Below are 22,775 nucleotides of genomic sequence, written 5' to 3' on the forward strand. Positions count from 1 at the left end.
ATGATGAGAAAGAAAATATTTTCACGCTTTGGATCACTTAATAAATCAGGAAGGAAGGCCAATACCAGAATTGTGTCCCTTGGAATGGCAGCTCTTTTGCTGACTATGACAGCCTGTGGACAGAATGCAGCCGGAGACTTGAGCGGAAATGCAGATTCCGTTTCTGATACATCCTTAAGTAGTGATGCAGGTGTCAGCGCAAGCTCTGACCTCCGCAGTGATGTGGATGCAGATGCCGGCATTGGCGGAATTACAGGTGCTGATGCGTTTAATCTGGATGATGTTGCAGACAAGGAACTCAATATTCTGGATGACAAGTACCGCACTACCTATGAGATATTCGTTTATTCTTTTTACGACAGTGATGGGGACGGCATTGGTGATCTTCGCGGCGTAATAGATAAGCTTGATTATGTTAACGACGGAGATGACAGCACGAGCACAGATCTTGGCTGCAATGAGATCTGGCTTATGCCGATTTCTCCATCGCCAACATACCATAAATACGACATTACAGATTATAAGGAGATTGACCCTGAGTATGGAACTCTTGAGGATTTTGATGAGCTGGTCTCTGCCTGCCACAAGAGAAAGGTAAGTCTCATCATAGACCTTGTGCTCAATCATACGTCAAATGAGCATCCTTGGTTTAAGGAGGCTGCGAATTACCTCAGGGAGCATCCTGAGCTGACAGAGATCGGTAAGACCCCGGAACTTATGGATGCGTGTCCATATCTGTACTACTACAATTTCTCTAATGAGCCCCAGACCGGCTATGAGAAGCTAGCGGGCACAAACTGGTACTACGAAGCCCGCTTCTGGTCCGGAATGCCAGATCTTAATCTGGATAATGATATGGTAAAAGAGGAAATTGCTGATATTACACAGTTCTGGATTGACAGAGGAGTAGATGGATTCAGGCTTGATGCGGTTACTTCTTATTATACCGACAACGATACATCAAATATTGAGTTTATGACCTGGCTTAATGACACTATTAAGAGTCAGAAGGAAGATGCCTACATTGTTGGAGAGGCATGGACAGCTCTTTCAAGGTATTCCAAGTACTACGCAAGCGGAGTAGACAGCTTTTTTGCCTTCGAATTTTCAGGAACTGAAGGCGTTATAGCAAGCGTGGCCAGATCAAAGAGATCGCCCCTTTCCTATGCCAAGGCCATTTCAGATGCGGAAAAAGAGCTTTCTTCTGTTAATGAGAGCTACATCGATGCGCCGTTTTTTACCAACCATGACATGGCAAGGGCTGCGGGATATTTTGTGGGCCGCAGCTCAGAAAAGATGGTTAAGCTTGCAGGAGCATTGAACCTTCTCATGGGCGGAAATGCCTTTGTTTATTACGGAGAAGAGCTTGGAATGAAGGGCTCAGGCAAGGACGAAAACAAGCGCGCTCCAATGCAGTGGGAATCTGCAGATGCTACCGGAATGTGCCAAGGCCCCAAGGATATGGAGAAATTTGACATGACTTATCCATCCCTTATGGAGCAGGCTTCCGACCCATATTCTATCTACAACTATTACAAAAAGGCTATCCGCCTTCGCAACACCTACCCTGTGATAGCAAGGGGCAAGACCCAGCCGGTTGAAGCTTTATCTGATGATGACATCGGAGCTTTTGTGAGATATGGAAATACAGGACTTTCATCAGATTCCAATGATTATATTGCTTTTGATGAAAACGGCGACAACATAGGAGTAGACGGCGTTATTTCACCAGTTCTCGGAGCTAAGGATCCGTTATATAAAGAGGCAGCTCTTTTGATAATAATTAATAACGCAGATGAGGCGAAGACTGTCGACCTTGGCAAATGGAGCGGAACAGGCTCTTCACCTAAGCTTTCATATCAGCTTAATGTCGGGGAAGAAGTAAGTACGCTTGATGGCACGAGTTTGTCGATTCCTTCCTATGGAATTGCTGTGATCAAATAAATTACACTAAGGCCAAAATGAGGAGAATTATGAAAAGAGAGTACGACAACTATATTTTTGATTTATACGGAACCCTGATCGATATTCATACTGATGAGCAGCAGCCGCTTTTATGGGAAAAGATGGCGGAGTATCTTGATGAGCATTTTGGAGCCAAATACGAACCTTCGGCCCTTAGGAAAAGATATCTCGAAATCTGCAAGGATGAGGAAGATAAGCTTCAGGCAAAAAATCACGCCAAGTGGCCTGAAATCAGGATTGAAGATGTATGGATCAGGCTGATTGATGAAAAAAGAGAGAAAATCTGTACTGAGAGTGTGACAGCAGAAATAAAAAATGATCATGCCTACGAGGAAGATGAAATCCGTGCTCTTTGCATCTATTTCAGGGAAGAGTCCCGCGATAAGCTGGTTGTATATGATGGCGTCCTCGAAACTCTGGATGAGCTTAAGAAAGCCGGCAAGGGCATATATCTTTTGTCTAATGCGCAGCGCGTCTTTACGGAAAAAGAGCTGGAAAAGGCCGGGCTTACCAAATATTTTGACGACATATTCATTTCATCCGATAAAGGTATCAAAAAGCCCCAGAAAGAATTTCTGGAGCAACTAATTAATGAAAACACACTTATTTCAGACAATTGTGTTATGATAGGAAATGATCTTCTAAGCGATGTGGGCGTTGCCTTTAAAAATGGCATAGACAGCGTCTTTTTGAACACTTATGATTATTCTGACAAGAAGATCGAAGAAGAGCTTACTGAGCTTGGGATCAAGGGCTCTAAGTTCATGCCCCTTATAGTAGGAGATGGAGATATTCGCAAGATATTGTGATGGCAAATAAATGTAAAGAGAGGATACAGTATGCAGGACAGATTACCAAAACGTGATGAAGTAGCACTCGAGCTCACATGGAGACTTGAGGATATTTATGATGATGAGAAGAAGTGGGAGGAAGAACTTGCCAGGATTACTGAGTATGCAGATAAAGTTGCTGCTTACGAGGGCAAGCTTGCAGATAACAGCAAGGACCTCCTTGCAGCTCTTAAACTTGATGAGGAGCTTGGTCTTTACATCGACAGAGTACACGGCTATGCCCACATGAGAGAGGATCAGGATACAGCTAATTCCAAGTATCAGGGAATGAAGCAGAGAGCAATGTCAGCTTACATGTATGCATCTGAAAAAGAGGCATTTATAAGCCCTGAGATCCTTGCAATTTCAGATGATAAGCTCGAGTCATTCTACAAGGAAACACCTGAGCTTGACAGATATAAGAGAGAAATCGCTGAGATCAGAAGACTTAAAGATCACATGCTGAGCGCAGAGATGGAACAGCTCCTTGCCAGCGCAGGCGAGATGCAGGGCGCATCACAGAAGGCATACGGAATGCTTTCAAACGCAGACCTCAAGTTCCCTTCAGTCAAGGATTCCAAGGGTGAAGAGGTTCAGCTTTCTAATGGAAGATTTGTTCCTACCCAGATGTCCAAGGACAGAAACCTCAGAAAGGCCAGCTTTGAGGCTTTCTATGGCAAGTATGAAGAGTTCAAGAATACCTGGGCTGCAATGTATGACGGCGAAGTTAAGGGACGTATTTTTGAAGCCAAGGCTCGTAAGTATAATTCAGCTTTTGAGGCAGCTGTTAACAGCAATGATGTTTCACCCAAGGTTTGCGACAGCCTCTTTGAGTCAATTCACGATAACATGGACAAGATGCACAGATACGTAACTCTTCGTAAGAAGCTTCTTGGTGTTGACGAGCTTCACATGTACGACGTTTACGTTCCAATGCTTGCTGACTACGACATGAAGGTTACTTATGATGAGGCCAAAGAGCTCTCACTTAAGGCGCTTGCTCCTCTGGGCGAGGACTATCTTGATGTGGTAAAAGAGGCATATGAGAACAGATGGATCGACGTAGTTGAGAATGAAGGCAAGAGAGGCGGCGCATATTCATCAGGCGTTTACAATGTGCACCCATACATGCTCCTTAACTACAACGATACTCTTGATGATGTATTTACACTGGTTCACGAGATGGGCCACTCAATGCACACATGGTATTCCAACAAGGCACAGACAATTATTGATGCCAACTACAAGATTTTTGTAGCAGAAGTAGCTTCTACAACTAACGAAGTTCTTCTCTATCACTATATGAAGGATCATGCTTCCAGCAAGGAAGAGAAGGCATTTATCATCAACCACTTCCTTGACAGCTTCAAGGGAACAATGTTCCGTCAGACAATGTTTGAAGAGTTTGAGCGCAAGACCTGTGAGATGGCTGAGGCCGGAACTCCACTTACTGCTGAGTCATTGTATGAGGTTTATCTTGACCTTAACAAGCAGTACTTTGGTGCAGACATGATCTCAGATCCTCAGATCGGATGGGAGTGGTGCAGAATTCCTCACTTCTATTACAACTTCTATGTATATCAGTATGCTACAAGCTTTGCAGCTGCTGTTGCTATCGCTGACAGAATCCTCAAGGAGGGCGCTTCTGCAGTAGAGCAGTACAAGAAGTTCCTTTCAAGCGGATGCACACAGGATCCTGTAAGCCTTCTCAAGATTGCAGGCGTAGACCTTACAACCAAGGCACCTATCGATGCAGCGCTTAATGTATTCGGTGAAGCCATCACTGAGATGGAAGAGATCATGAAATGATGTGATGTAGAATTGCGAGAATAACGAAGTTATGGAGCAATTCGTATATCATATATAGGTGTCAATGGTCAAAAATGCGTACATACTTGCATGTTAAGCGTTTTGACTGTGCTTTTGGAGGTCTTATGGCAAAAGAGATATGGCGCCCGGGAAATATGCTATATCCGGCACCTCCCGTTATGGTGAGCTGTGGCCGCGAGGGCGAGAAGCCAAATATAATTACTGTAGCATGGGCAGGGACAATATGTTCTGACCCTGCCATGCTCTCTATATCTGTGAGAAAAGAGAGGTTTTCTCATAGTATCATCAAGGAAACCGGTGAGTTTGTTGTAAATCTCACCAGCAGTAAACTTGCATACGCAGCAGATTGGTGCGGTGTGCGTTCCGGAAGAGATTATGACAAATTCAAGGAGATGAAGCTTACTCCTCTGCAGTCTCAAAAAATCTCAGCACCCGGAATTGCAGAAGCTCCTGTCAATATCGAGTGCAAGGTTAAACAGATCCTTGAGCTTGGAACACATGACATGTTCATCGCAGAAGTTGTGAGCGTGTCAGTTGATGATAAGCTTCTTGATGATACCGGAAGACTTGACCTTGGTAAGGCAGGACTTGTGGCTTATTCACACGGCGAATACTATAGCCTTGGCGAGAAACTGGGTAAATTCGGCTATAGCGTTGCCCGCAAGCATAGTCAAGGACAGAAGAAAACTGCAGATAAGCAGGGCACTAAGAGAGTCAATACAGGATTTGGTGATAAAAAGAAAGCTGAGAAGTCTTCAGTAACTAATAAGACCGGAGCAAATAAAAAATCTTCAGTTAATAAGAACAAGAAGAGAAATAAATAATTAAAATAAGAAATATTAAGTAAGAAATAATAAGTAACAAATAATTAGTAAGAAATAATTAGTAAGAAACAGCAATAAGATTTAAGGAATATAGAACGAGTAGTACATGAAATATTTTCTTTTATATATTAAGCAAACATTGCGGTTTGTACTAAAGCCCTTGTCTTTCGTGCCCGCAATCATAATGATGTGTCTCATATTTTCTTTTTCCGGACAGGATGCAGACACTTCATCAGAGTTGAGTTTTCAGGTTGGAATCAAAGTCTTTTCGGTAGCAAACGAGACCTTCGATAAGGGCTGGAGCAGCCAAAAGATTGAGCAGCTCTCAGAAGCCTCACAATATTACATCAGGAAAACAGCGCATTTTACAGAGTATTTGATCCTTGCCATCACAGTGGCATTTCCTCTTTATGTCTTTGGAATAAGAGGGCTGTGGCTTGTGATCCTGGCGGGGAGCTTTTGCATAGCTTTTGCGGGACTTGATGAGTACCACCAGTCCTTTGTGGCAGGGCGAAGCCCACAGAAAAAAGATGTGCTGATCGACAGCTGCGGAGTTATCGTCGGAGTTATCATGACAAGAATTATCGGCTGGACAGGCAGGATGACTGTGTTCAGACCGCTTGCGAACAGGTCATGACGATGATTCGAAATATTTCAATCCAGACAGGTTGTTTTGATCATTCAGTTCATTTCGGAATTATGAATTCTGATTGGTCCTTCGGTCAATTCCGGCTTCTTTATAGAATAATGCTTTGTCTTCATACATTCTTTTATCAGCGATCTTAGAAAGATCATTAATAGAACAGTCAGGATTTTCCCAGACGGCAGCACTTCCAACGGCGACAGTGATGCCGTCTATATATTTGCCCTTCCATTTTCCGAGCATTATTTTCATATTTCTGATCCTGGTTTCAACCTCAGCTTTTCCCGCAATTATCAAAATAGCAAATTCATCGCCGCCCATTCTGCTGATTGTGGTAGTGGGTGAAGAAGAAAAAGCGTTTTTAATGCACTGAGCAGTGCCAACTAAAAGCTCATCCCCGGCATCGTGGCCAATGTTGTCATTGACGAATTTGAGCTTGTTGACATCAATCGCAATATAAGTCAGGTTGTGGGGAAGCTTATTCTTTTCATAATCATCTATCATTGTATAGAAATGGCGCCTGTTTCCAAGCCTTGTGAGTTCATCGGTAAATGCAAAGATCTTGGCCTGCATGAACTCTTTTTCCTCTCTGACGTTGAGACCTATTCTCCTGTAGACAAGCCCTACCTGGACCATGATATAGATCATCAGATCGATTATGATAAAAAATGTATAGTTATTATCTACGTTGACTATGTACTTAAACAGGGCGTAGCAGGCAATCATGATGAAAAGGCCGTTTGCGAGGGCAATGCCTGTTCTTGCGTTGAGCTGCTGTTCTTTTTTGATACTGGAAAAAGAGTAGTAGGCAACCATGAACATAGCGATAACATCAAGAACGTGTGCGACATAGATGAGCCATCCCCACTGAATATAGCCAATAACAGCAAGCAGACAGGATATGAGGATAATAACTATCATAAATATATCTATGGCGTTATCGACAGGATCAGTCCTGAGATAAATAGTTCGTGAAATGCTATAGAACAGAAGGGGCATCAGGAGAAAAGAAATAATTGTGAGCACGGAAAAGCCTGTCATAAAGCCAAACAGGATAAATGGAAGCCTGGTTTCGTTTATGATCCACTGGGCAGATATGATAGAGAACCAGCCTGCGTAAAAGAGTGCCTCAAAGGAAAGCTTTCTGATAAGATGAGCTCTTTTTAATATAAAGAAGGCAGAAACAATTACTTCAAAAACGCCGGTGACTGTAAAGAGAACGAAAATAACTGCAGAAAGAGCATTACTCTTAAGCTGCATGATCCCATAGCCTGAACGTGTTGTGATAAAGCCCTCGGACAGCTCTGAGCCATAGAGGGCCTTTTGCATCTCGAGGTGAATTGAGATGGTTGACCCGGAGTAGTCCTCTGAAAGAGGGACCCAGATTTCTTTTTTACCAACATTTGTCTCCTTGCCAAATAACTTGTTTGGGCGGTCCTCAAGGATTTCTTTTCCGTCAATGGATACGATAAAGTGCTCGTAGTAGCAGCGCAGAACCAGGATCTGATCGCCGTAGACTTTGGGCAGAGTGTTCTCTATGGTGAATTCTTCATGGTTACTATAGGGAAAAGTGATGAGCTTGCCGTTAACTGTCCAATAATCATCAAAACGGGAAGCGTTTTCGCGATAGTAGCTGTTGGTTTCGTTGGAATAACAAAAGCCAAGCCCTATAAATAATAGTATGACAAGAGTATAAGTGAATCCGATGATCCGGCGCATTAGTCCATAATTCATGAGATACCTCGCAACTACTTGAAAAGACAATTGACTTACAGTAAAATTATAATTCCGAAGAAATATTTTTTGTTAAAAAGTCGCGAAAAATAATACAAAATTGAGAATATTTAATTTATATTTAATAGTTTGCTATAAAAATATGTTGACATTGTTATCACGATTGTGATATTGTATTACAGTATTTGAAAACCAAGCAGAGTATCCACTCTCACCCTGCGGCCTAGCTAGCAGGCGTTAATATCTTTTAGATACAGCCTTTTGGGTTTGTACTTTTATGATTATTCAGTGGATACATTGCGAGTGTATCCACTTTTTTATTTTTCTTTTATTGTTTGGAGGTATAAGGCCATTAGCGAATTATTTATTAACGATCAGATCAGAGCTAAAGAGGTAAGGGTTATCGGTATCGAGGGAGAACAGCTTGGAGTAATGTCAATCCAGGATGCCAGGAAGATTGCTGATGATGAGGGTGTTGATCTTGTTATGATCGCTCCTACAGCTAAACCACCTGTTTGCAGAGTTGTTGATTATGGAAAGTTCAAGTATGAGCAGCTTCGCAAAGAGAAGGAAGCCAAGAAGAAGCAGAAGACTGTAGAAATTAAGGAAATCAGACTTTCACCTAACATTGATACCAACGATCTGAATACTAAGGTTAATGCAGCTAAGAAGTTCCTTGAGAAAGGAAACAGAGTTAAGATCACACTTCGTTTCCGCGGACGTGAGATGGCTCATATGGGGGCAAGCGTACATATTCTTACAGATTTTGCAGAGGCACTTTCTGATGTCGCTGTAATTGAGAAGCAGCCCAAGGTTGAGGGACGTAGCATGACAATGTTCCTTACCGAGAAGAAGAACTGATTTTTCACCAATTTATTTGGTTGGAAATATATATGATATTGGTCATTACAGGCAGTTGCCTGAAGGTAGACCTATGGTGATTGTGAGAGCATAGCGGATCAATCGGATATCATATAGATATTATTATTTTAAGAGATATACAGGAGGATTTTAGTTATGCAGCAAAAGATGAAGACAAAGAGAGCTGCTGCCAAGAGATTCAAGGTTACAGGCACAGGCAAGCTCATGAGAAACAAAGCGTATAAGCGCCACATCTTAACAAAGAAGTCCACAAAGAGAAAGAGAAATCTTAGACATGCTGGACTCGTTGACGCTACAAATGTAAAGGCAATGAAGAGCATTCTTCCTTACGCTTGATCATTTTGCGTTAAGTTTTCGGTAGTACCAGTAGTATTTGATTATTTTAGGAGGATTTTACAATGGCAAGAGTTAAAGGCGCATTAAATGCCAAGAAGAAGCACAATAGAGTATTAAAGCTTGCAAAGGGCTATAGAGGAGCAAGATCTAAGCAGTATAGAGTTGCTAAGCAGTCAGTTATGAGAGCACTTACATCAGCATTTGCTGGACGTAAGCAGAAGAAGAGAGATATGAGATCTCTTTGGATCACACGTATCAACGCTGCAGCTAGAATCAATGGTCTTTCATACAGCAACATGATGCATGGTCTTAAGCTTGCAGGCGTAGACATCAACAGAAAGATGCTTGCTGAGCTTGCAGTTAACGATCCAGACGGATTCAAGACACTTGCAGAGCTTGCAAAAGAGAAGATTGCTTAATAGATTTATCTTAAATATAAAAAGTTTCCGGAATGATAGTTATTCTGGAAACTTTTATTGTATTAATAGTTTTTATAGGATAAAATGTAGGAGTATCGAGGATTTGATACTCCTTTTTTCATAATGATACAAAATCCGATTTGGATATTTGGATAAAAATGCTTTAGTGCATGGAGGTACTTATATGTCAGTTTTAGATAATTTACAGCCTGGAGTAGTATTCCATTTTTTTGAGGAGCTTTGCAATATTCCACATGGTTCAGGTAATTTGCAGAAGATAAGCGACTATCTTGTTTCTTTTGCCAAGGAGAGAGGCTATGAGGTAGAGCAGGATAAAGAGCTCAACGTTATTATCAAGGCTCCGGGAACAGCAGGATATGAGGACAAAGAGCCGGTTATCATTCAGGGACATATGGATATGGTTGCAGTTAAGGAAGATAGCTGCGACATCGATATGAAGACAGATGGCCTTAGAGTGACAACAGATGGTGAGTATGTATGGGCAGAGGGAACAAGCCTTGGCGGTGATGATGGTATCGCGGTAGCTTATTGTCTTGCGATTCTTGATTCCAAGGATATTCCTCATCCACCACTTGAGGTAGTTATCACAACTAATGAAGAAACTGGTATGTTCGGAGCTGCAGCAATTGATCTTTCCGGCCTCAAGGGTAAGAGAATGATCAATATTGATAATGAAGAGGAAGGCGTATTCATTACCAGCTGTGCAGGAGGAGCAAGAGTTTATTCAAAGCTCTCTATGGAACAGGAAAATGCTGATGGCACTAAGTGCACAGTAGCTGTATCAGGCCTTTTGGGCGGACATTCAGGCGAGATGATAAAGTGCGGCAGAGGAAATGGCAACCACATTGCAGGAAGAATTCTGTATAGATTGTCCAAAGAGATGAGTGTTAAGCTTATCAGCATTGACGGTGGTGTTGCAGACAATGCAATTCCTTCAAATGCTACACTTAGATTTGTAGTTGATAATGGGGATGTCGACAAGGCGCAGACTATTGTAAAGGCTGTTCTTGAGGAAGTTAAGGGCGAGCTTGAAGCCAAAGATGAAGGAGTAGATATTTCTTTTGCCACAGAGGGAGCTTCTAATGTTCTGGCATTTAACTGCAAGGATACTGAGGCAGTAGCTAAGATGATCACAATCATGCCTGATGGAGTTCAGGCTATGAGCGCTATGGTAGCAGGTCTTGTTGAGACTTCACTTAACCTTGGTATTGTTAAGACTGAAGGAAAGGTTGTTACACTTGAACAGTCAGTTCGTAGCAGCGTTGAATCTTCCAAGAAGGTTCTGATCGACAAGCTTCTTACAATTGGCGAGATGTTCGGAGCAGAGGTTACAGTAAGCGGTGAGTATCCTGGATGGAAATTCAGACAGCATTCAGGACTTCGTGACCATATGGTAAGAGTATATCAGGATATGTATGGCAAGGCTCCACAGGTTCAGGCTATTCATGCAGGCCTTGAGTGCGGAATTCTCAGCGAGAAGATTGATGATCTTGACTGTATTTCAATCGGACCTGATATGAAGGATATTCACTCAACGGGTGAGAAGCTTTCAGTTAAGTCAACAGCCAATGTATGGGCATATCTTGTTGAAGTATTAAAGCAGTTCTGATAAAGAGTGGGAAAAGAGTTATTTTGATGTGATGGGGTTAACATTTTAAGGAGGGCTACATGGAAGAGACAAGACAACAGATCATGGATGCGGTTATTGACCAGTTCAATGAGAAGGGTATGAAGTTCACTATGGATGATATTTCCAGGGAACTTCACATCAGTAAGAAAACTATTTACAAGGAGTTTGATGATAAAGACGAACTGTTTTTTGCAACAGTTGATTACGGTTTTTCTGCCATCAAGAAGAAGGAGGCAGAAATCATAGCGGATGAATCACTGAATCTTGTAGATAAGATTTCAAGGCTGATCGTGTGCCTTCCTGACAATTACAAGAATATTGATTTTAGAAGAGTTTATCAGCTCAAAGACAAATATCCCAAGGTATACATGAAGGTTGCCGAAAGGGTTGAGAGTGACTGGGGTGAAACTGAAAAGCTCCTTAATCAGGCTATGGATCAGGGACTTATAAAAAGAGTTCCTATTCAGCTCATCAAGCTTATGGTTGAGGGAGCTATCGAGAAGTTCTTAAGTTCAGAGGAATTGTCTCATACAGAATTTAGCTACGAAGAGTCGCTGAACATGATGATAGATGTCATCATGAACGGAATTAAGGCTTGAGTTACAGAGATAGCTATTATGTATTAGTGTAATTGCCTGAGCCATAAGATTTTTTTATGGGAATAGATATAACAGATATAGTTTTGGAGGGTAACGAATTGATTTACGCAGATGGAAACATCTTTTTGCTGCAGACAGCACATACATCTTACTTGTTCAGGAGGACTGCGTCAGGGCATCTTGAACACATTCACTATGGAAAATCCATTATTTCTGAGGATAAATATCAGAAAGCTGTAGAGGCAGGCGACCTTGAACAGGCCTTTAAGGATGGCAAGAATGGTCTTATGAGTATTGCTGATGCAATTGGACCTAAGCATTACCATGGCGGCGGAAATATGAATGTGTATTCCGATGACCATAAGGATACTTTTCTGGAGATGCTGGGCCTAGAAATGTCATCTTTTGGCAAGGGAGATATTAGAGAGCCGTTTGTGGAGCTGACTTATGCTGATGGCAATACTACAGTGGATTTCCAGTATTACAGCATGAAGGTCACAGATGGCAAGAAGGCGCTTAGGACACTTCCGTCATCCTATGATGACACGGATGTTTCCGGTGACAATAGTGCTGTCAAAAAGGATAAAACTCAGCAGCTTATTATCGTTCTCAAGGATCCAGGATATGGGACTAGCCTTGAAATGATCTATTCTGTATTTCCTGACAGTGATGTCATTACAAGAAGTGCAGTGCTTCATAATGACAGCGATAAGGAGGTTAGGATCGAGAGGCTTCTTAGTACTCAGATTGACTTTGATACTCGTGCACTTAAATTCACTTCTTTCCACGGCAGGTGGGCTGATGAAATGGGAATTCATACAAGTCTGTGCACCGGTGGCAAGGTTGTGTGTGAAGAACTTGCGGCAGGCGAGTCAGGATCAAGGTCTAACCCGCTTGTTATCGTGAGTGAACCAGATGCAGATGAGGAGCACGGCGGATGTATAGGCTTTAATCTTGTATACAGTGGCAATCACTATGAAGCTCTTTCTTCTAATGCCAAGAATATGAGCAGATTCGTATGTGGTATTCAGCCGGTAGGCTTTAACTGGCTTCTTGCACCGGGAGAGGCCTTTGAGGCTCCTGAAGCTGTTATGGCTTATTCTGACAAGGGCTTTAACGGCATGAGTCTTAGAATGCAGGATTTTGTAAGACGCCATATTGTAAGAGGCTCCTGGAGAGACAAGGAGAGACCTATCCTTATCAACAGCTGGGAAGCGTCATACTTTAACATTACACAGAATTCTCTTTTATCCCTTGCAAAAGAGGCAAAGAAGTGCGGTATTGAGCTCTTTGTAATGGATGATGGCTGGTTTGGCAAGCGTAATGATGATACTTCATCACTTGGCGACTGGTATGAAAATAAGAAAAAGCTTCCGGGTGGGATCAAGGAGCTTGCTGATAGAATAAATGAGCTTGGTCTCATGTTTGGTATATGGGTTGAGCCTGAGATGGTCAATGAGGATAGTGATCTGTACAGGGCGCACCCTGACTGGGCTGTAGCTGTTCCGGGAAAACCACATTCCAAAGGCCGTAATCAGATGAACCTTGATCTGTCCAGGACAGAAGTTCAGGACTATGTCATTGACGCCATGAAGAAGGTCTTTTCCGCAGGCAATGTGTCCTATGTCAAATGGGATATGAACAGAATCTTCTCAGACAGATTCTCTACAAGTCTTCCTGCTGACAGACAGGGCGAGTTTCAGCATAGATATTATATTGGCCTGTACCGTATTATGAAGGAGCTGACAGAGAGCTTTCCTGAGATATTGTTTGAGGGATGCTCTGCAGGCGGCAACAGATTTGACCTTGGCATTCTGTGCTATTTCCCACAGATATGGGGAAGCGATGATACTGATGCTTTCTGCAGACTTGATATTCAGAGAGGCTATAGCTATGGATATCCTGCAAACACAATTGGCGCGCATGTTTCAGCATGCCCTAACCATCAGACTCTTAACACAGTGCCTCTTGAGACAAGATTTGAGATAGCTTGTCCGGGATGCTTTGGTTATGAGCTTAATCTGTGCGAAATGTCAGAATCAGATAAGAAGATTGTTACCTCTCAGGTTGAGTTCTACAAGAAGTGGAGAGAAGTATTCCAGTTTGGCGACTATTACAGACTTCCAGACTATGGATATATGATCGTTACGAGGGACCAGAAGAAGGCTGTAGGCTTTGTTGTTGAAAAGGGCAGCAGACCTAATAATGACTATCGAAAGCTTAAGTGTGTCGGCCTTGATGACGATAAGCTTTATAATATCGTAAACCGCGTGGTTCCGCTTAATCTCAAGGATTTTGGAAGCCTTGTCAATGCTATAGCACCTGTTCATGTTAAACAGGATGGAATCATCCACAATATTATGGATAAGGTTGTTCACATGAACGGCGAGGAACAGAAAGCAGTAGCAACAGGAGCTGCGCTCAACAGCCATGGCTTTGCTCTTAATGCAAACTTTGCAGGAACCGGATATAATCAGGATACTCGTATCATGAGAACCGGTGATTCAAGGTTATATACATTTGAAGAAGTCGCTGAATAATAATGTCTTGCATTAATGCTTTCTTGAGAGTAGAATACATTTTGTGCAATCTAATAATTGCAATTTTTGTAAGCTACTGTTTGTACTTTGATGTTTTGAGGTATGACCATGGGATTTTTGAAAGATTTATTCTTTGGTAATGATACAGAAAGTGAGGAATCGAACATGAGTGAAGAACTTAAGAATGAGGGAGCTCTCATTACTACAGATATGTTAGTAGGAGATATTATCAGTAAGCATCCGCTTGCATCTCAGTTTCTGATGGAGTGTGGCATGGGATGCATCCATTGTCCTGCTTCTCAGATGGAGTCTCTTGCTGAGGCATGCGCTGTTCACGGAATTGACGGCGATGAGATCGTAGATGCTCTTAATGACTACCTTCTTGAGCATAATGCTTAATTTGATATAACCTTCTTTAAGAATTAAAAAAAGGATCTGATGATTGAAAAGAGGTTATCGTGAACATAGACCATGGGTTCATCTCCGGGAAACATGAAGATCATCCGGTAGATGTACACCAATATGGTAAGGACTCCGGTAAAAAGAAGAGGATAGTAGAGGCCTTTAAGGCTCTTTCCTCTGACGTACCTCGTCCAAAAAGCTGCTAGCAGAAATGCAAGCCATAACGGGTAAACAGGATTGTAATGAAGTGCCTTAACAGGATGCAGTGTTACAAAAGCCCAAAAGGCTCTTGTGATGCCGCATCCCGGGCATGGATATCCGCAGATTAGGACAACAGGGCAGAAACGGTGGAACAAGAGATTAAGTATTCCCCACAGAACTGCTACTATGATGATAAATGTCGCGTTTCTGCGCAGATCTTTAATTATTCTACTAGTAATAGTGTTAAGTGTATTTCTCAAAATCTTTATTACTCTTTCAAGTTACTATTATCATTATTATTCTTGAAGCATTCCTAAGTGAACTTGTCTTGTCACAGATGCTCTCTGATGCGTTCCTAAGTGAATTTGCCTAGTCACAGATGCTCTCTGATACGTTCCTCAGTGTGTTTTACTTCTTCCCAGAATTCTCTTGCAGATAACCTGATAGCACCGCTGCTCATGACGATGACCTGTTCGATTGCATCGGAAGTAGCCACGGTTACGCGATATTTTTTGCCGATTTCATGAGCTGCCTTTTCTATGTACTGATCTGCGGTTTCTGCTTCCTTGGTGTAGATGACAGTGAGCCCTGAGTGATCCTCCATGTGCTCCGAGCCGCCGCGAACCCTGTAGGCATCAAAGACCAGGATAACCTGTTCTCTGCGATAGCCCTGGAAATTCACAATCTTATCTATCAGTGCATCTCTTGCAGCCTTTAAGTCAGTAGCAGCAAGGCTTTTGAGGTCGTCACTTGCATATATTATGTTATAACCATCAACCAGCAGATATTCTTTTTGGCGCTCAGCAATCCGCTGATCCTTTTTGCTGCTTTGCTTTCTGGTAGAAAGTGTAACTTCGGGAGCTTCATCAGGTTCAATCAGACCCTCAGCAATGGCTCTTTGTCTTTCTCTTTCTGCGTCCTGCTTTGCATAGCGTCTTCTGTCTTCCTCGGTTTCCACATATCTTGGCTTAATTGTTCCGTAAGTTCTCTCGAAGATATCTTTTAACTCATTCTCAGCCAAACGAAGGTCACGCTCAATCTCATCAAAAGTTCTGTCATCAGTAGTCTTGCGTGTACTTCGTGCCTGTAGCTTTTTGAGCGCGTCCATATCAATATTGTCTGTAAGGTCAGTGCCTGCTGTGATCCCTTTGTCGGGACTCCAGGCGCTTTCAAGGTGCATATGGGATCTGACTTCATCCCAGGGAATAATTGTGCCGGCGCCGTGGGAACAGAACACGGATGAAGCAGGATTAGCCGTATCAAGCTCAGGATAGTAGCCGATAGTTTCCAAAACCTCTTCGGTGTTGTGGCATGGAGCATAGCCGCTAAGAGTTGTGGATAAAACGCCTTCTCCGTGAGTGTAGCTCTTGAGTTCCTGGGCGTAGTCGTAGAGGCAGGCCGCCGGAACAGTGCCTGTAACTACGGATTTGCCATTTTCTATTTCCGGAAGACCAACAGTTCCGTTCATCTTCTGGATGTCAGTAAGAACCCTTCCTACGTTTTCCTGAGGAACCTCTATCCGGTAATCGAATATGGGCTCAAGCAGAACCGACTGAGCCTCCATCAGCCCCTGCCTTACTGCTCTGTAGGTGGCCTGCCTGAAATCTCCGCCTTCTGTGTGCTTTTCATGAGCTCTTCCTGTTAAAAGAGTGATCCTCATATCGGTTATTTCAGAACCTGTGAGGACGCCAACATGCTTTTTTTCCTGCAAGTGAGTTAGTATAAGCCTCTGCCAGTTGAGGGACAACTGGTCGGTAGAGCATTTATTGTCAAAAGATATACCGCTTCCGGGCTCTGTCGGCTCAAGAAGCAGATGAACCTCGGCGTAGTGCCTAAGCGGCTCAAAATGGCCTACTCCCTCAACAGGACCTGCGATTGTTTCCTTATAAACAATCTGTCCCTGTCCGAATTTAACATCTATGCCAAATCTCGTAAGAATGAGGTGATGAAGGATCTCTTTTTGCACATCACCCATGACCTGAACCATGATCTCACCTGTTGCTTCATGGAGCGATAACAGCAGCATTGGTTCTTCCTCTTCAAGAGATTTGATCTTCTTGTAAAAAGAGATAGTGTCTACATCATCAGGCAGAATAAGGGCGCAGGATAGGATTGGCTGGATTACTTCGGCAGAAACACTGCCTTTAAGGGCACCAAGACCTTCGCCTGCTCTGGTTGAAGATAGACCTGATATTGCAACGATCATTCCGGCAGTGGCTTCGGGAAGAGCTTCAAATTTGTCTCCGTTATAAAGCCGGATCTGGTCAATCTTTTCATCTTGAATAGTATCGCGCACCTTAAGAGAGCCGCTTATGATCTTCATGTGAGTCAGGCGGTTTCCCTGAGCGTCGCGGCTTATTTTGTATACGCGGGCAGAGAATTTATCGTTATTATTAAGTGCTGATTCGTGTGTTAATGGATTTTCTTCAGGCGCGGAAAAATCTAGTGAATTGCTTGTGCGCATAGTGCTTTTGGCTGATTGCTGGATGAAATCCATGGAATTGCCTGTACTGCACAGACTTGTCAGGGTATCCAAAAGCTCTTTTACCCCGTTAAGTTTTAGCGCTGAGCCAAAGATGCAAGGGAAAGTTTTCCTGGATCTGACAAGTTCTTCCACATCTTGGAGCGTTACAACGTAGCCTTCAAGGAACTTCTCGAGAAGCTTATCGTCACAAACAGCAAGCTCTTCCTGAAGCTCAGGAGAAGATAAATCTAACAGAGAGCTACCTTCGGGAACTCCATCAAAATCAACGCAGTGGTTTCCAAGAACGTCTTTGAGCTGGGAGAGAACTGCGTTTTTATCAGCACCCGGCTGATCCATTTTATTGACAAAAATAATTGTGGGAACCTTGTAGTGGTCAAGAAGACGCCACAAGAGCCTTACCTGACTGGTTACACCGTCAGCAGCACTTATGACTAAAATGGCCATATCAAGGACCTGAAGAGTCCTCTCCATTTCAGGAGAGAAGTCAGCGTGACCGGGAGTATCCAGCAGGGTATAAGAGATACCGCCATACTGGAAAACTGCCTGTTTGGAGAATATAGTAATGCCGCGTGATCTCTCAAGCTCATAGCTGTCAAGAAAAGCATCCTTGTGATCTACGCGGCCAAGTTTCCTTATTTTTCCTGAGGTGTATAGAAGAGCCTCGGAAAGTGTTGTTTTACCGGCATCAACGTGTGCCAGAATTCCAATTGTAATATAATTGTTCATTTATTGTTCTAATGGGCTATAGGCAATCTTAACATTGATGTCCTGATTGTAATTGCCAAATCCTTTTCCGAAAATTGTTAGTCCACCGACATTGCTGGCATTTTCAGGAACTTCGAGCTTGAACTTGAGACTACTCTTGGAAGTCAGAGCGAGGTCGTCAATTGTAACATCAGAGATCTTGATCCCGTCAATGAAAGTGCCTTTGTGACCGATTACCAACATCTTGAGCATACCATATTGGTTCCAATTAGGAAACCACCAATCAGGGGTAAAAAAGCCTTTGACATCGCCAAAATCTCCGGGAGAAGTCCAGGAGCCAAGTGGCGTCCCGTTAAGGTAAAAATAAATATCGGAAGGCCATACATTGTTAAAGCCCGGAGCTTCTGAACTAAGCTCAGCTGTTATGCAGACTTCATCTATCTGCTGGCCTGCAGGAACAAAGTTGGGAATATCGTATTCAACAAAACCCTTGGTAAACCAGAGAATATCAGCATCAAATCTGTCCTGATGAGCAAAGTACCTGATATCATCAACCTCACCGATCACTTTGGAACCGGAAGCAAGACCACAGGTAGGAGATACGTCATAATCGTTGTAGTGACCAACCTTGATCTCTGTGTTATAGACGTTGGTAGTGACAGGTGCATCCTGAATATCAATCAGTATCTTGTCCAGATTAACGGAGCAGAATTTCTGATTGCCGTGTCCTGAGCCCTCTGCAGAGACAGTTACAATTCCACATTCCTCAAGTTTACGGATGTGACTGGTAAGAGCGCCGTTAGTTATCTTGAGCTTTTTGGCAAGCTCGTTCATATTCATTCCGCTCTCTTTTAATAGAATATTGATGATCTCAATTCTGATATCTGATCCGAGCGCTTTGAACAGTTCAAGTCCTTCGTTTAGATTGTTAATGTGTATCATAAGGGTACCCCGTCAAAAGAATGCTGATAAGTGATTTACTATTATTGTGAACGATGTTTATATAATCATAAAATATTTCAAATTTTATTATAAGAGTCATACTTATTTTGTGCAACTCCTGCCTGAATAGTAACCGTGGCCTTGCATATAGTTACTGCTGCTAATTCCTGTTGCTAATTACAATTGCTGATTTCTGAGAGCTTTACCCGAAAAGTAGTTATATTTACGATTTCGGGTAATCACCTGCCAAAACCATGATCAAAAACATGATCAAAAAAGAGAAGAACCCAACTTCTTCAAGTTTACTTGAAAGATTGAGTCCTTCTCTTTTTAATATGCTCGCTTTTGCAAGACAATATGTAATGACCTCGCTTTTGTAGCTGTGTCATTTTTATTTAGTAGATTTGCCGTCCGTCACGCAAGTTTTGCTAATTTTATTACTTGGAGAGCTTGCTCTCTCTGTAGATGATATCTGATCTTGCTGGTCCGTTGCTGACCATTGTGATAGGATATCCAATCTGTTCCTCGATGAATTCGATATAGTTACGGCACTTCTCAGGAAGATCTTCATACTTCTTGATGCCGCGAATCTCGCATTTCCAACCTGGAAGAGTCTTGTAAACAGGCTTAGCCTTGTCGAGAAGGTGAGTAACAGGGAATTCTGTTGTAACTTCTCCGTCAATGTCGTAGCCTACACAAACAGGAATCTCATCAAGATAGCCCAGAACATCAAGAACTGTGAAAGCAACATCTGTTGTGCCCTGGAGTCTGCAGCCATACTTACTTGCTACGCAGTCATACCAACCAACACGTCTTGGTCTTCCTGTAGTTGCGCCATACTCACCACCGTCGCCACCACGTCTTCTAAGTTCCTCAGCCTCATCTCCGAAGAGCTCTGAAACAAATGCGCCTGCACCAACAGCGGAAGAGTAAGCCTTGGATACAGTAACAACCTGCTTGATCTCGTAAGGAGGAATACCTGCACCGATCGCACCATAAGCTGCAAGTGGTGATGAAGAAGTAACCATAGGATAAATACCGTGGTCAGGATCCTTCATGGTTCCAAGCTGACCCTCGAGGAGGATTGTCTTACCTTCCTTGATAGCCTTATCGAGATAAAGAGCTACATTACCGATGTAAGGCTTAACCTGTTCTCTCCATTCAACAATCTGGTTGAAAAGAGCTTCCTGATCGATAGGATCTGAGTGATAGAGATTAACAAGGAGAACATCCTTGATCTCAGCAACTCGTGCAATTTTCTCCTTGATAGCTGCATCATCCTGGAAGAACTCGTTGATCTGCCAGCCAATCTTGGAATACTTATCTGAATAGAATGGAGCAATACCTGACTTGGTAGAACCAAAGCTCTTACCTGCAAGTCTTGCTTCCTCAAGTGTATCAAAGAGTACGTGATAAGGCATCATAACCTGTACTCTGTCAGAGATCATGATCTGAGGAGCAGGAACTCCCTTGGATGTGATCTCGCTAAGTTCCTTCATGAACTTGGTGATATCAAATGCAACTCCGTTACCAATGATATTCATGATATTCTGGTGGAATACTCCAGATGGCATTGTGTGGAGTGCAAATTTGCCGTAATCATTAACTATTGTGTGACCTGCATTGGCGCCACCCTGAAAGCGGATAACAACGTCTGCCTGATCAGACAGAGTGTCTGTGATCTTTCCCTTACCTTCGTCTCCCCAGTTAGCACCTACGACTGCTTTTACCATTTTTCAATTCCCTCTCTGTTTCTAAAACTTGAAATTATGACTTCTTGTGGGCATAAGCGGAAATAGCTCAAACCTTAATCATAATATCAATTATTCGTCCATAAGTAAAATCAATATTTTTTATACTTGACATAAGTAATACTTATTTCTCGAAATTTTATATAAATTTATACATATTTATGACACTTTTCCATATAATTGCGTAAAATATATTATGTAGGATGACGAAATAACATTTGGAATAGTTTGTTTTACAAAATAAGTCTTAGTAGAAAAGGTTTATGTAGTTATCATAGAAGTGTTGTAAGGAGGTTTATATGGCGGACGCTGCTAAGAAAAAGGATTCCTTTAGCCTTGGAGAATTCAGGAAACTATCAGTATCTGATAAGTTTAAAAAAGTATTTGGCAATCTGAGAACGAATCTTATTGCTATTTTCGCCGTAATCATTCTGATTGATGTTGTAGCTCTTTTCAATCTGCATAATATCTATGCGGTGTATTATGAGCAGAACACTGATCAGGGTGAGATCAGGATCACCATTCAGGCCCTTGCCAAATATTATCTGTGGGCGCTTTCTGCGCAGGATGAAGAGGATAGAAATGAACAGTTTGCAGGGGTTGATGAGAAGATCCAGGAATTAAATGATGGTCTCACAACACTCAGCAGAGTTTACAAGGGTGACCTTTCGACGGCCTATCAGCATGTCAAAGATATAGATACCGCCGATGATAAGCTTAGAGAAATGTTTCAATCCGGAGCCGGTTCTGCCGAAATCTATGAATACTACGTTGGCACTATCAACGAAGCTATTAAAGTAGTTGTTAAAGACTTTAAGGAGATTGGAATATCAGCCAAGGCTCAGGCTCAGTCGGCGTATGTTCTTGCACTTGTATCAGTTCTTGTGATGACAGCGATTTCTCTTATCGTTCTTATTTACGCTATCCTTTATATGAACAAGGCCAAGAAGGCCCTGACAAACAGTATCCTTGGACCGATTGAAGCAATATCAGCAGCTGCCGATGATATGGCAAAGGGTAAACTTGAAGTCAAGGTACATACTGAATCTGAGGATGAACTTGGCAAGCTCGCAGATGATATTACTTATTCCACAGATGTAATTGAGGATGTGGTAAAAGATATTATTGAGACCTTAAAGCGTATGTCCGGCGGAGATTTCACTACCGGAAGCAGAAATGAAAAGATATATATCGGAGATTACGGTGCTATCAGGGATGCATTTAAAGATATCTCAGGAAATCTCAGCAGCACTCTTTTGGAAGTCAGAAATTCTTCACAGCAGGTTTCTCAAGGGGCTATGAATATGTCACAGGGAGCAACTGATCTGGCTGAAGGTTCTACCGATCAGGCTGCCGCAGTTGAGGAGCTTACGGCATCTGTCAACTCAGTTACAGAACAGACAAGACAGCTTGCAGATGTGGCTGAAAAGAGTAAGGCTATGGCCACAGAAGTTAGAGAAAACGCTGAGACCAGCGCAAGAAAGATGCATCTTGTTACTGATGCTATGACAAGGATCACAGAAGCTTCTGCAGAGATTGAGCAGGTTACAAACTCAATCGAAGCTATTGCCAAGCAGACTTCCCTTCTTGCACTTAATGCTTCTATTGAGGCAGCAAGAGCAGGCGAGACAGGTAAAGGATTTGCGGTTGTTGCTGATCAGATTGGTAAGCTTGCAGATCAGAGTAGTGAAGCTGCCAAGAATACACATCAGCTCATTGCAGATACAATGGATGAGATCAATAATGGTAACTCTGTAGTTGCAGAGACCACTGAGGCTCTTGATGCTATGCAGCACAGCGTTGAGGAAATCACAGACATGATCATCCAGACAGGAGATCTTGCAGAAGAGCAGGCTCAGAGCATGGACGAGATTGATAAGGGTATTGAGATGATCTCCAATGTTGTACAGAGCAATTCTGCTACAGCTGAGCAGTCAAGCGCTGTATCTCAGGAGCTTTCCGAGCAGTCAGAGTCGCTTAACAGCCTCATCGGACAGTTTACGATAAGTGAATGACGATTTTAATATGATGTCTGT

General features: G+C 42.6%; 18 protein-coding genes. 13 read left to right on the forward strand and 5 right to left on the reverse strand.

Annotated features, from left to right (window positions below):
- From BPR_RS03995 to BPR_RS04015, 5 genes are all read left to right on the forward strand, one after another.
- A complete protein-coding gene (locus tag BPR_RS03995; protein WP_013280176.1) occupies window positions 1–1,944 on the forward strand; it encodes an alpha-amylase family glycosyl hydrolase in 1,944 nt (647 codons plus the stop codon).
- A gap of 29 nt (window positions 1,945–1,973) precedes the next feature.
- A complete protein-coding gene (locus BPR_RS04000) occupies window positions 1,974–2,774 on the forward strand; it encodes an HAD family hydrolase (RefSeq protein WP_042256498.1) in 801 nt (266 codons plus the stop codon).
- Window positions 2,775–2,804: 30 nt separating this feature from the next.
- Window positions 2,805–4,604: an oligoendopeptidase F gene (pepF, locus tag BPR_RS04005; RefSeq protein ID WP_013280178.1), complete on the forward strand. Its 1,800-nt coding sequence runs from the start codon at window positions 2,805–2,807 to the stop codon at window positions 4,602–4,604.
- 125 nt (window positions 4,605–4,729) lie between these two features.
- A complete protein-coding gene (locus tag BPR_RS04010; RefSeq protein ID WP_042256501.1) occupies window positions 4,730–5,449 on the forward strand; it encodes a flavin reductase family protein in 720 nt (239 codons plus the stop codon).
- Window positions 5,450–5,618: 169 nt separating this feature from the next.
- Entirely contained in the window at window positions 5,619–6,086 is a 468-nt protein-coding gene (locus tag BPR_RS04015; RefSeq protein ID WP_242662193.1) for a VanZ family protein, read from the forward strand.
- Between the two features lie 60 nt (window positions 6,087–6,146).
- Here the strand turns inward: BPR_RS04015 and BPR_RS04020 are convergent, their stop codons facing one another.
- Window positions 6,147–7,826, reverse strand: coding sequence for a GGDEF domain-containing protein (locus BPR_RS04020; protein ID WP_013280181.1), 1,680 nt, complete (start codon window positions 7,824–7,826; stop codon window positions 6,147–6,149).
- 330 nt (window positions 7,827–8,156) lie between these two features.
- Here BPR_RS04020 and infC point away from each other — a divergent pair, with 330 nt between their 5' ends.
- The 7 genes from infC (at window position 8,157) to BPR_RS04055 (ending at window position 14,652) form a co-directional block, all read left to right on the forward strand.
- Window positions 8,157–8,687: a translation initiation factor IF-3 gene (infC, locus tag BPR_RS04025; RefSeq protein WP_042257581.1), complete on the forward strand. Its 531-nt coding sequence runs from the start codon at window positions 8,157–8,159 to the stop codon at window positions 8,685–8,687.
- Window positions 8,688–8,843: 156 nt separating this feature from the next.
- A complete protein-coding gene (rpmI, locus tag BPR_RS04030; protein ID WP_013280183.1) occupies window positions 8,844–9,044 on the forward strand; it encodes a 50S ribosomal protein L35 in 201 nt (66 codons plus the stop codon).
- 62 nt (window positions 9,045–9,106) lie between these two features.
- Window positions 9,107–9,463: a 50S ribosomal protein L20 gene (rplT, locus tag BPR_RS04035; RefSeq protein WP_013280184.1), complete on the forward strand. Its 357-nt coding sequence runs from the start codon at window positions 9,107–9,109 to the stop codon at window positions 9,461–9,463.
- Between the two features lie 184 nt (window positions 9,464–9,647).
- Window positions 9,648–11,093, forward strand: a complete 1,446-nt coding sequence (locus tag BPR_RS04040) for an aminoacyl-histidine dipeptidase (RefSeq protein ID WP_013280185.1) — start codon at window positions 9,648–9,650, stop codon at window positions 11,091–11,093.
- 59 nt (window positions 11,094–11,152) lie between these two features.
- Window positions 11,153–11,713, forward strand: coding sequence for a TetR/AcrR family transcriptional regulator (locus tag BPR_RS04045; RefSeq protein WP_013280186.1), 561 nt, complete (start codon window positions 11,153–11,155; stop codon window positions 11,711–11,713).
- Window positions 11,714–11,769: 56 nt separating this feature from the next.
- Window positions 11,770–14,253, forward strand: coding sequence for an alpha-galactosidase (locus BPR_RS04050; RefSeq protein ID WP_013280187.1), 2,484 nt, complete (start codon window positions 11,770–11,772; stop codon window positions 14,251–14,253).
- A gap of 108 nt (window positions 14,254–14,361) precedes the next feature.
- The gene (locus tag BPR_RS04055; RefSeq protein ID WP_242662195.1) at window positions 14,362–14,652 is read left to right on the forward strand and encodes a DUF1858 domain-containing protein; all 291 of its coding nucleotides are present in this window, start codon (window positions 14,362–14,364) and stop codon (window positions 14,650–14,652) included.
- Between the two features lie 23 nt (window positions 14,653–14,675).
- On the opposite strand, the gene BPR_RS04060 is transcribed toward BPR_RS04055, so the two are convergent.
- The 4 genes from BPR_RS04060 to BPR_RS04075 form a co-directional block, all read right to left on the reverse strand.
- The gene (locus BPR_RS04060) at window positions 14,676–15,116 is read right to left on the reverse strand and encodes a DUF2752 domain-containing protein (protein ID WP_052301792.1); all 441 of its coding nucleotides are present in this window, start codon (window positions 15,114–15,116) and stop codon (window positions 14,676–14,678) included.
- A gap of 113 nt (window positions 15,117–15,229) precedes the next feature.
- Window positions 15,230–18,067: a translation factor GTPase family protein gene (locus tag BPR_RS04065; protein WP_013280189.1), complete on the reverse strand. Its 2,838-nt coding sequence runs from the start codon at window positions 18,065–18,067 to the stop codon at window positions 15,230–15,232.
- Window positions 18,068–18,988: an ArsR/SmtB family transcription factor gene (locus BPR_RS04070; RefSeq protein ID WP_013280190.1), complete on the reverse strand. Its 921-nt coding sequence runs from the start codon at window positions 18,986–18,988 to the stop codon at window positions 18,068–18,070. It lies immediately after the preceding gene.
- A 437-nt stretch (window positions 18,989–19,425) separates the two neighbouring features.
- Window positions 19,426–20,721 (reverse strand): adenylosuccinate synthase, encoded by a 1,296-nt coding sequence (locus BPR_RS04075; protein WP_013280191.1) that lies wholly within the window; start codon window positions 20,719–20,721, stop codon window positions 19,426–19,428.
- 317 nt (window positions 20,722–21,038) lie between these two features.
- On the opposite strand from BPR_RS04075, the gene BPR_RS04080 reads away from it, so the two are divergent.
- A complete protein-coding gene (locus BPR_RS04080) occupies window positions 21,039–22,754 on the forward strand; it encodes a methyl-accepting chemotaxis protein (RefSeq protein WP_013280192.1) in 1,716 nt (571 codons plus the stop codon).
- Window positions 22,755–22,775: the final 21 nt, after the last annotated feature.

The sequence above is a fragment of the Butyrivibrio proteoclasticus B316 genome, assembly GCF_000145035.1.
GTDB lineage: Bacteria > Bacillota > Clostridia > Lachnospirales > Lachnospiraceae > Butyrivibrio > Butyrivibrio proteoclasticus.

Coding starts and splice junctions, on each gene's coding strand:
- BPR_RS04000 (WP_042256498.1), top strand. CDS start 1,974: ATGAAAAGAGAGTACGACAACTATATTTTTGATTTATACGGAACCCTG.
- BPR_RS04040 (WP_013280185.1), top strand. CDS start 9,648: ATGTCAGTTTTAGATAATTTACAGCCTGGAGTAGTATTCCATTTTTTT.
- BPR_RS04010 (WP_042256501.1), top strand. CDS start 4,730: ATGGCAAAAGAGATATGGCGCCCGGGAAATATGCTATATCCGGCACCT.
- rpmI (WP_013280183.1), top strand. CDS start 8,844: ATGCAGCAAAAGATGAAGACAAAGAGAGCTGCTGCCAAGAGATTCAAG.
- BPR_RS04055 (WP_242662195.1), top strand. CDS start 14,362: ATGGGATTTTTGAAAGATTTATTCTTTGGTAATGATACAGAAAGTGAG.
- BPR_RS04065 (WP_013280189.1), bottom strand. CDS start 18,067: ATGAACAATTATATTACAATTGGAATTCTGGCACACGTTGATGCCGGT.
- BPR_RS04075 (WP_013280191.1), bottom strand. CDS start 20,721: ATGGTAAAAGCAGTCGTAGGTGCTAACTGGGGAGACGAAGGTAAGGGA.
- BPR_RS04080 (WP_013280192.1), top strand. CDS start 21,039: ATGGCGGACGCTGCTAAGAAAAAGGATTCCTTTAGCCTTGGAGAATTC.
- BPR_RS04070 (WP_013280190.1), bottom strand. CDS start 18,988: ATGATACACATTAACAATCTAAACGAAGGACTTGAACTGTTCAAAGCG.
- rplT (WP_013280184.1), top strand. CDS start 9,107: ATGGCAAGAGTTAAAGGCGCATTAAATGCCAAGAAGAAGCACAATAGA.
- BPR_RS04050 (WP_013280187.1), top strand. CDS start 11,770: ATGGGAATAGATATAACAGATATAGTTTTGGAGGGTAACGAATTGATT.
- BPR_RS03995 (WP_013280176.1), top strand. CDS start 1: ATGATGAGAAAGAAAATATTTTCACGCTTTGGATCACTTAATAAATCA.
- BPR_RS04020 (WP_013280181.1), bottom strand. CDS start 7,826: ATGAATTATGGACTAATGCGCCGGATCATCGGATTCACTTATACTCTT.
- BPR_RS04045 (WP_013280186.1), top strand. CDS start 11,153: ATGGAAGAGACAAGACAACAGATCATGGATGCGGTTATTGACCAGTTC.
- pepF (WP_013280178.1), top strand. CDS start 2,805: ATGCAGGACAGATTACCAAAACGTGATGAAGTAGCACTCGAGCTCACA.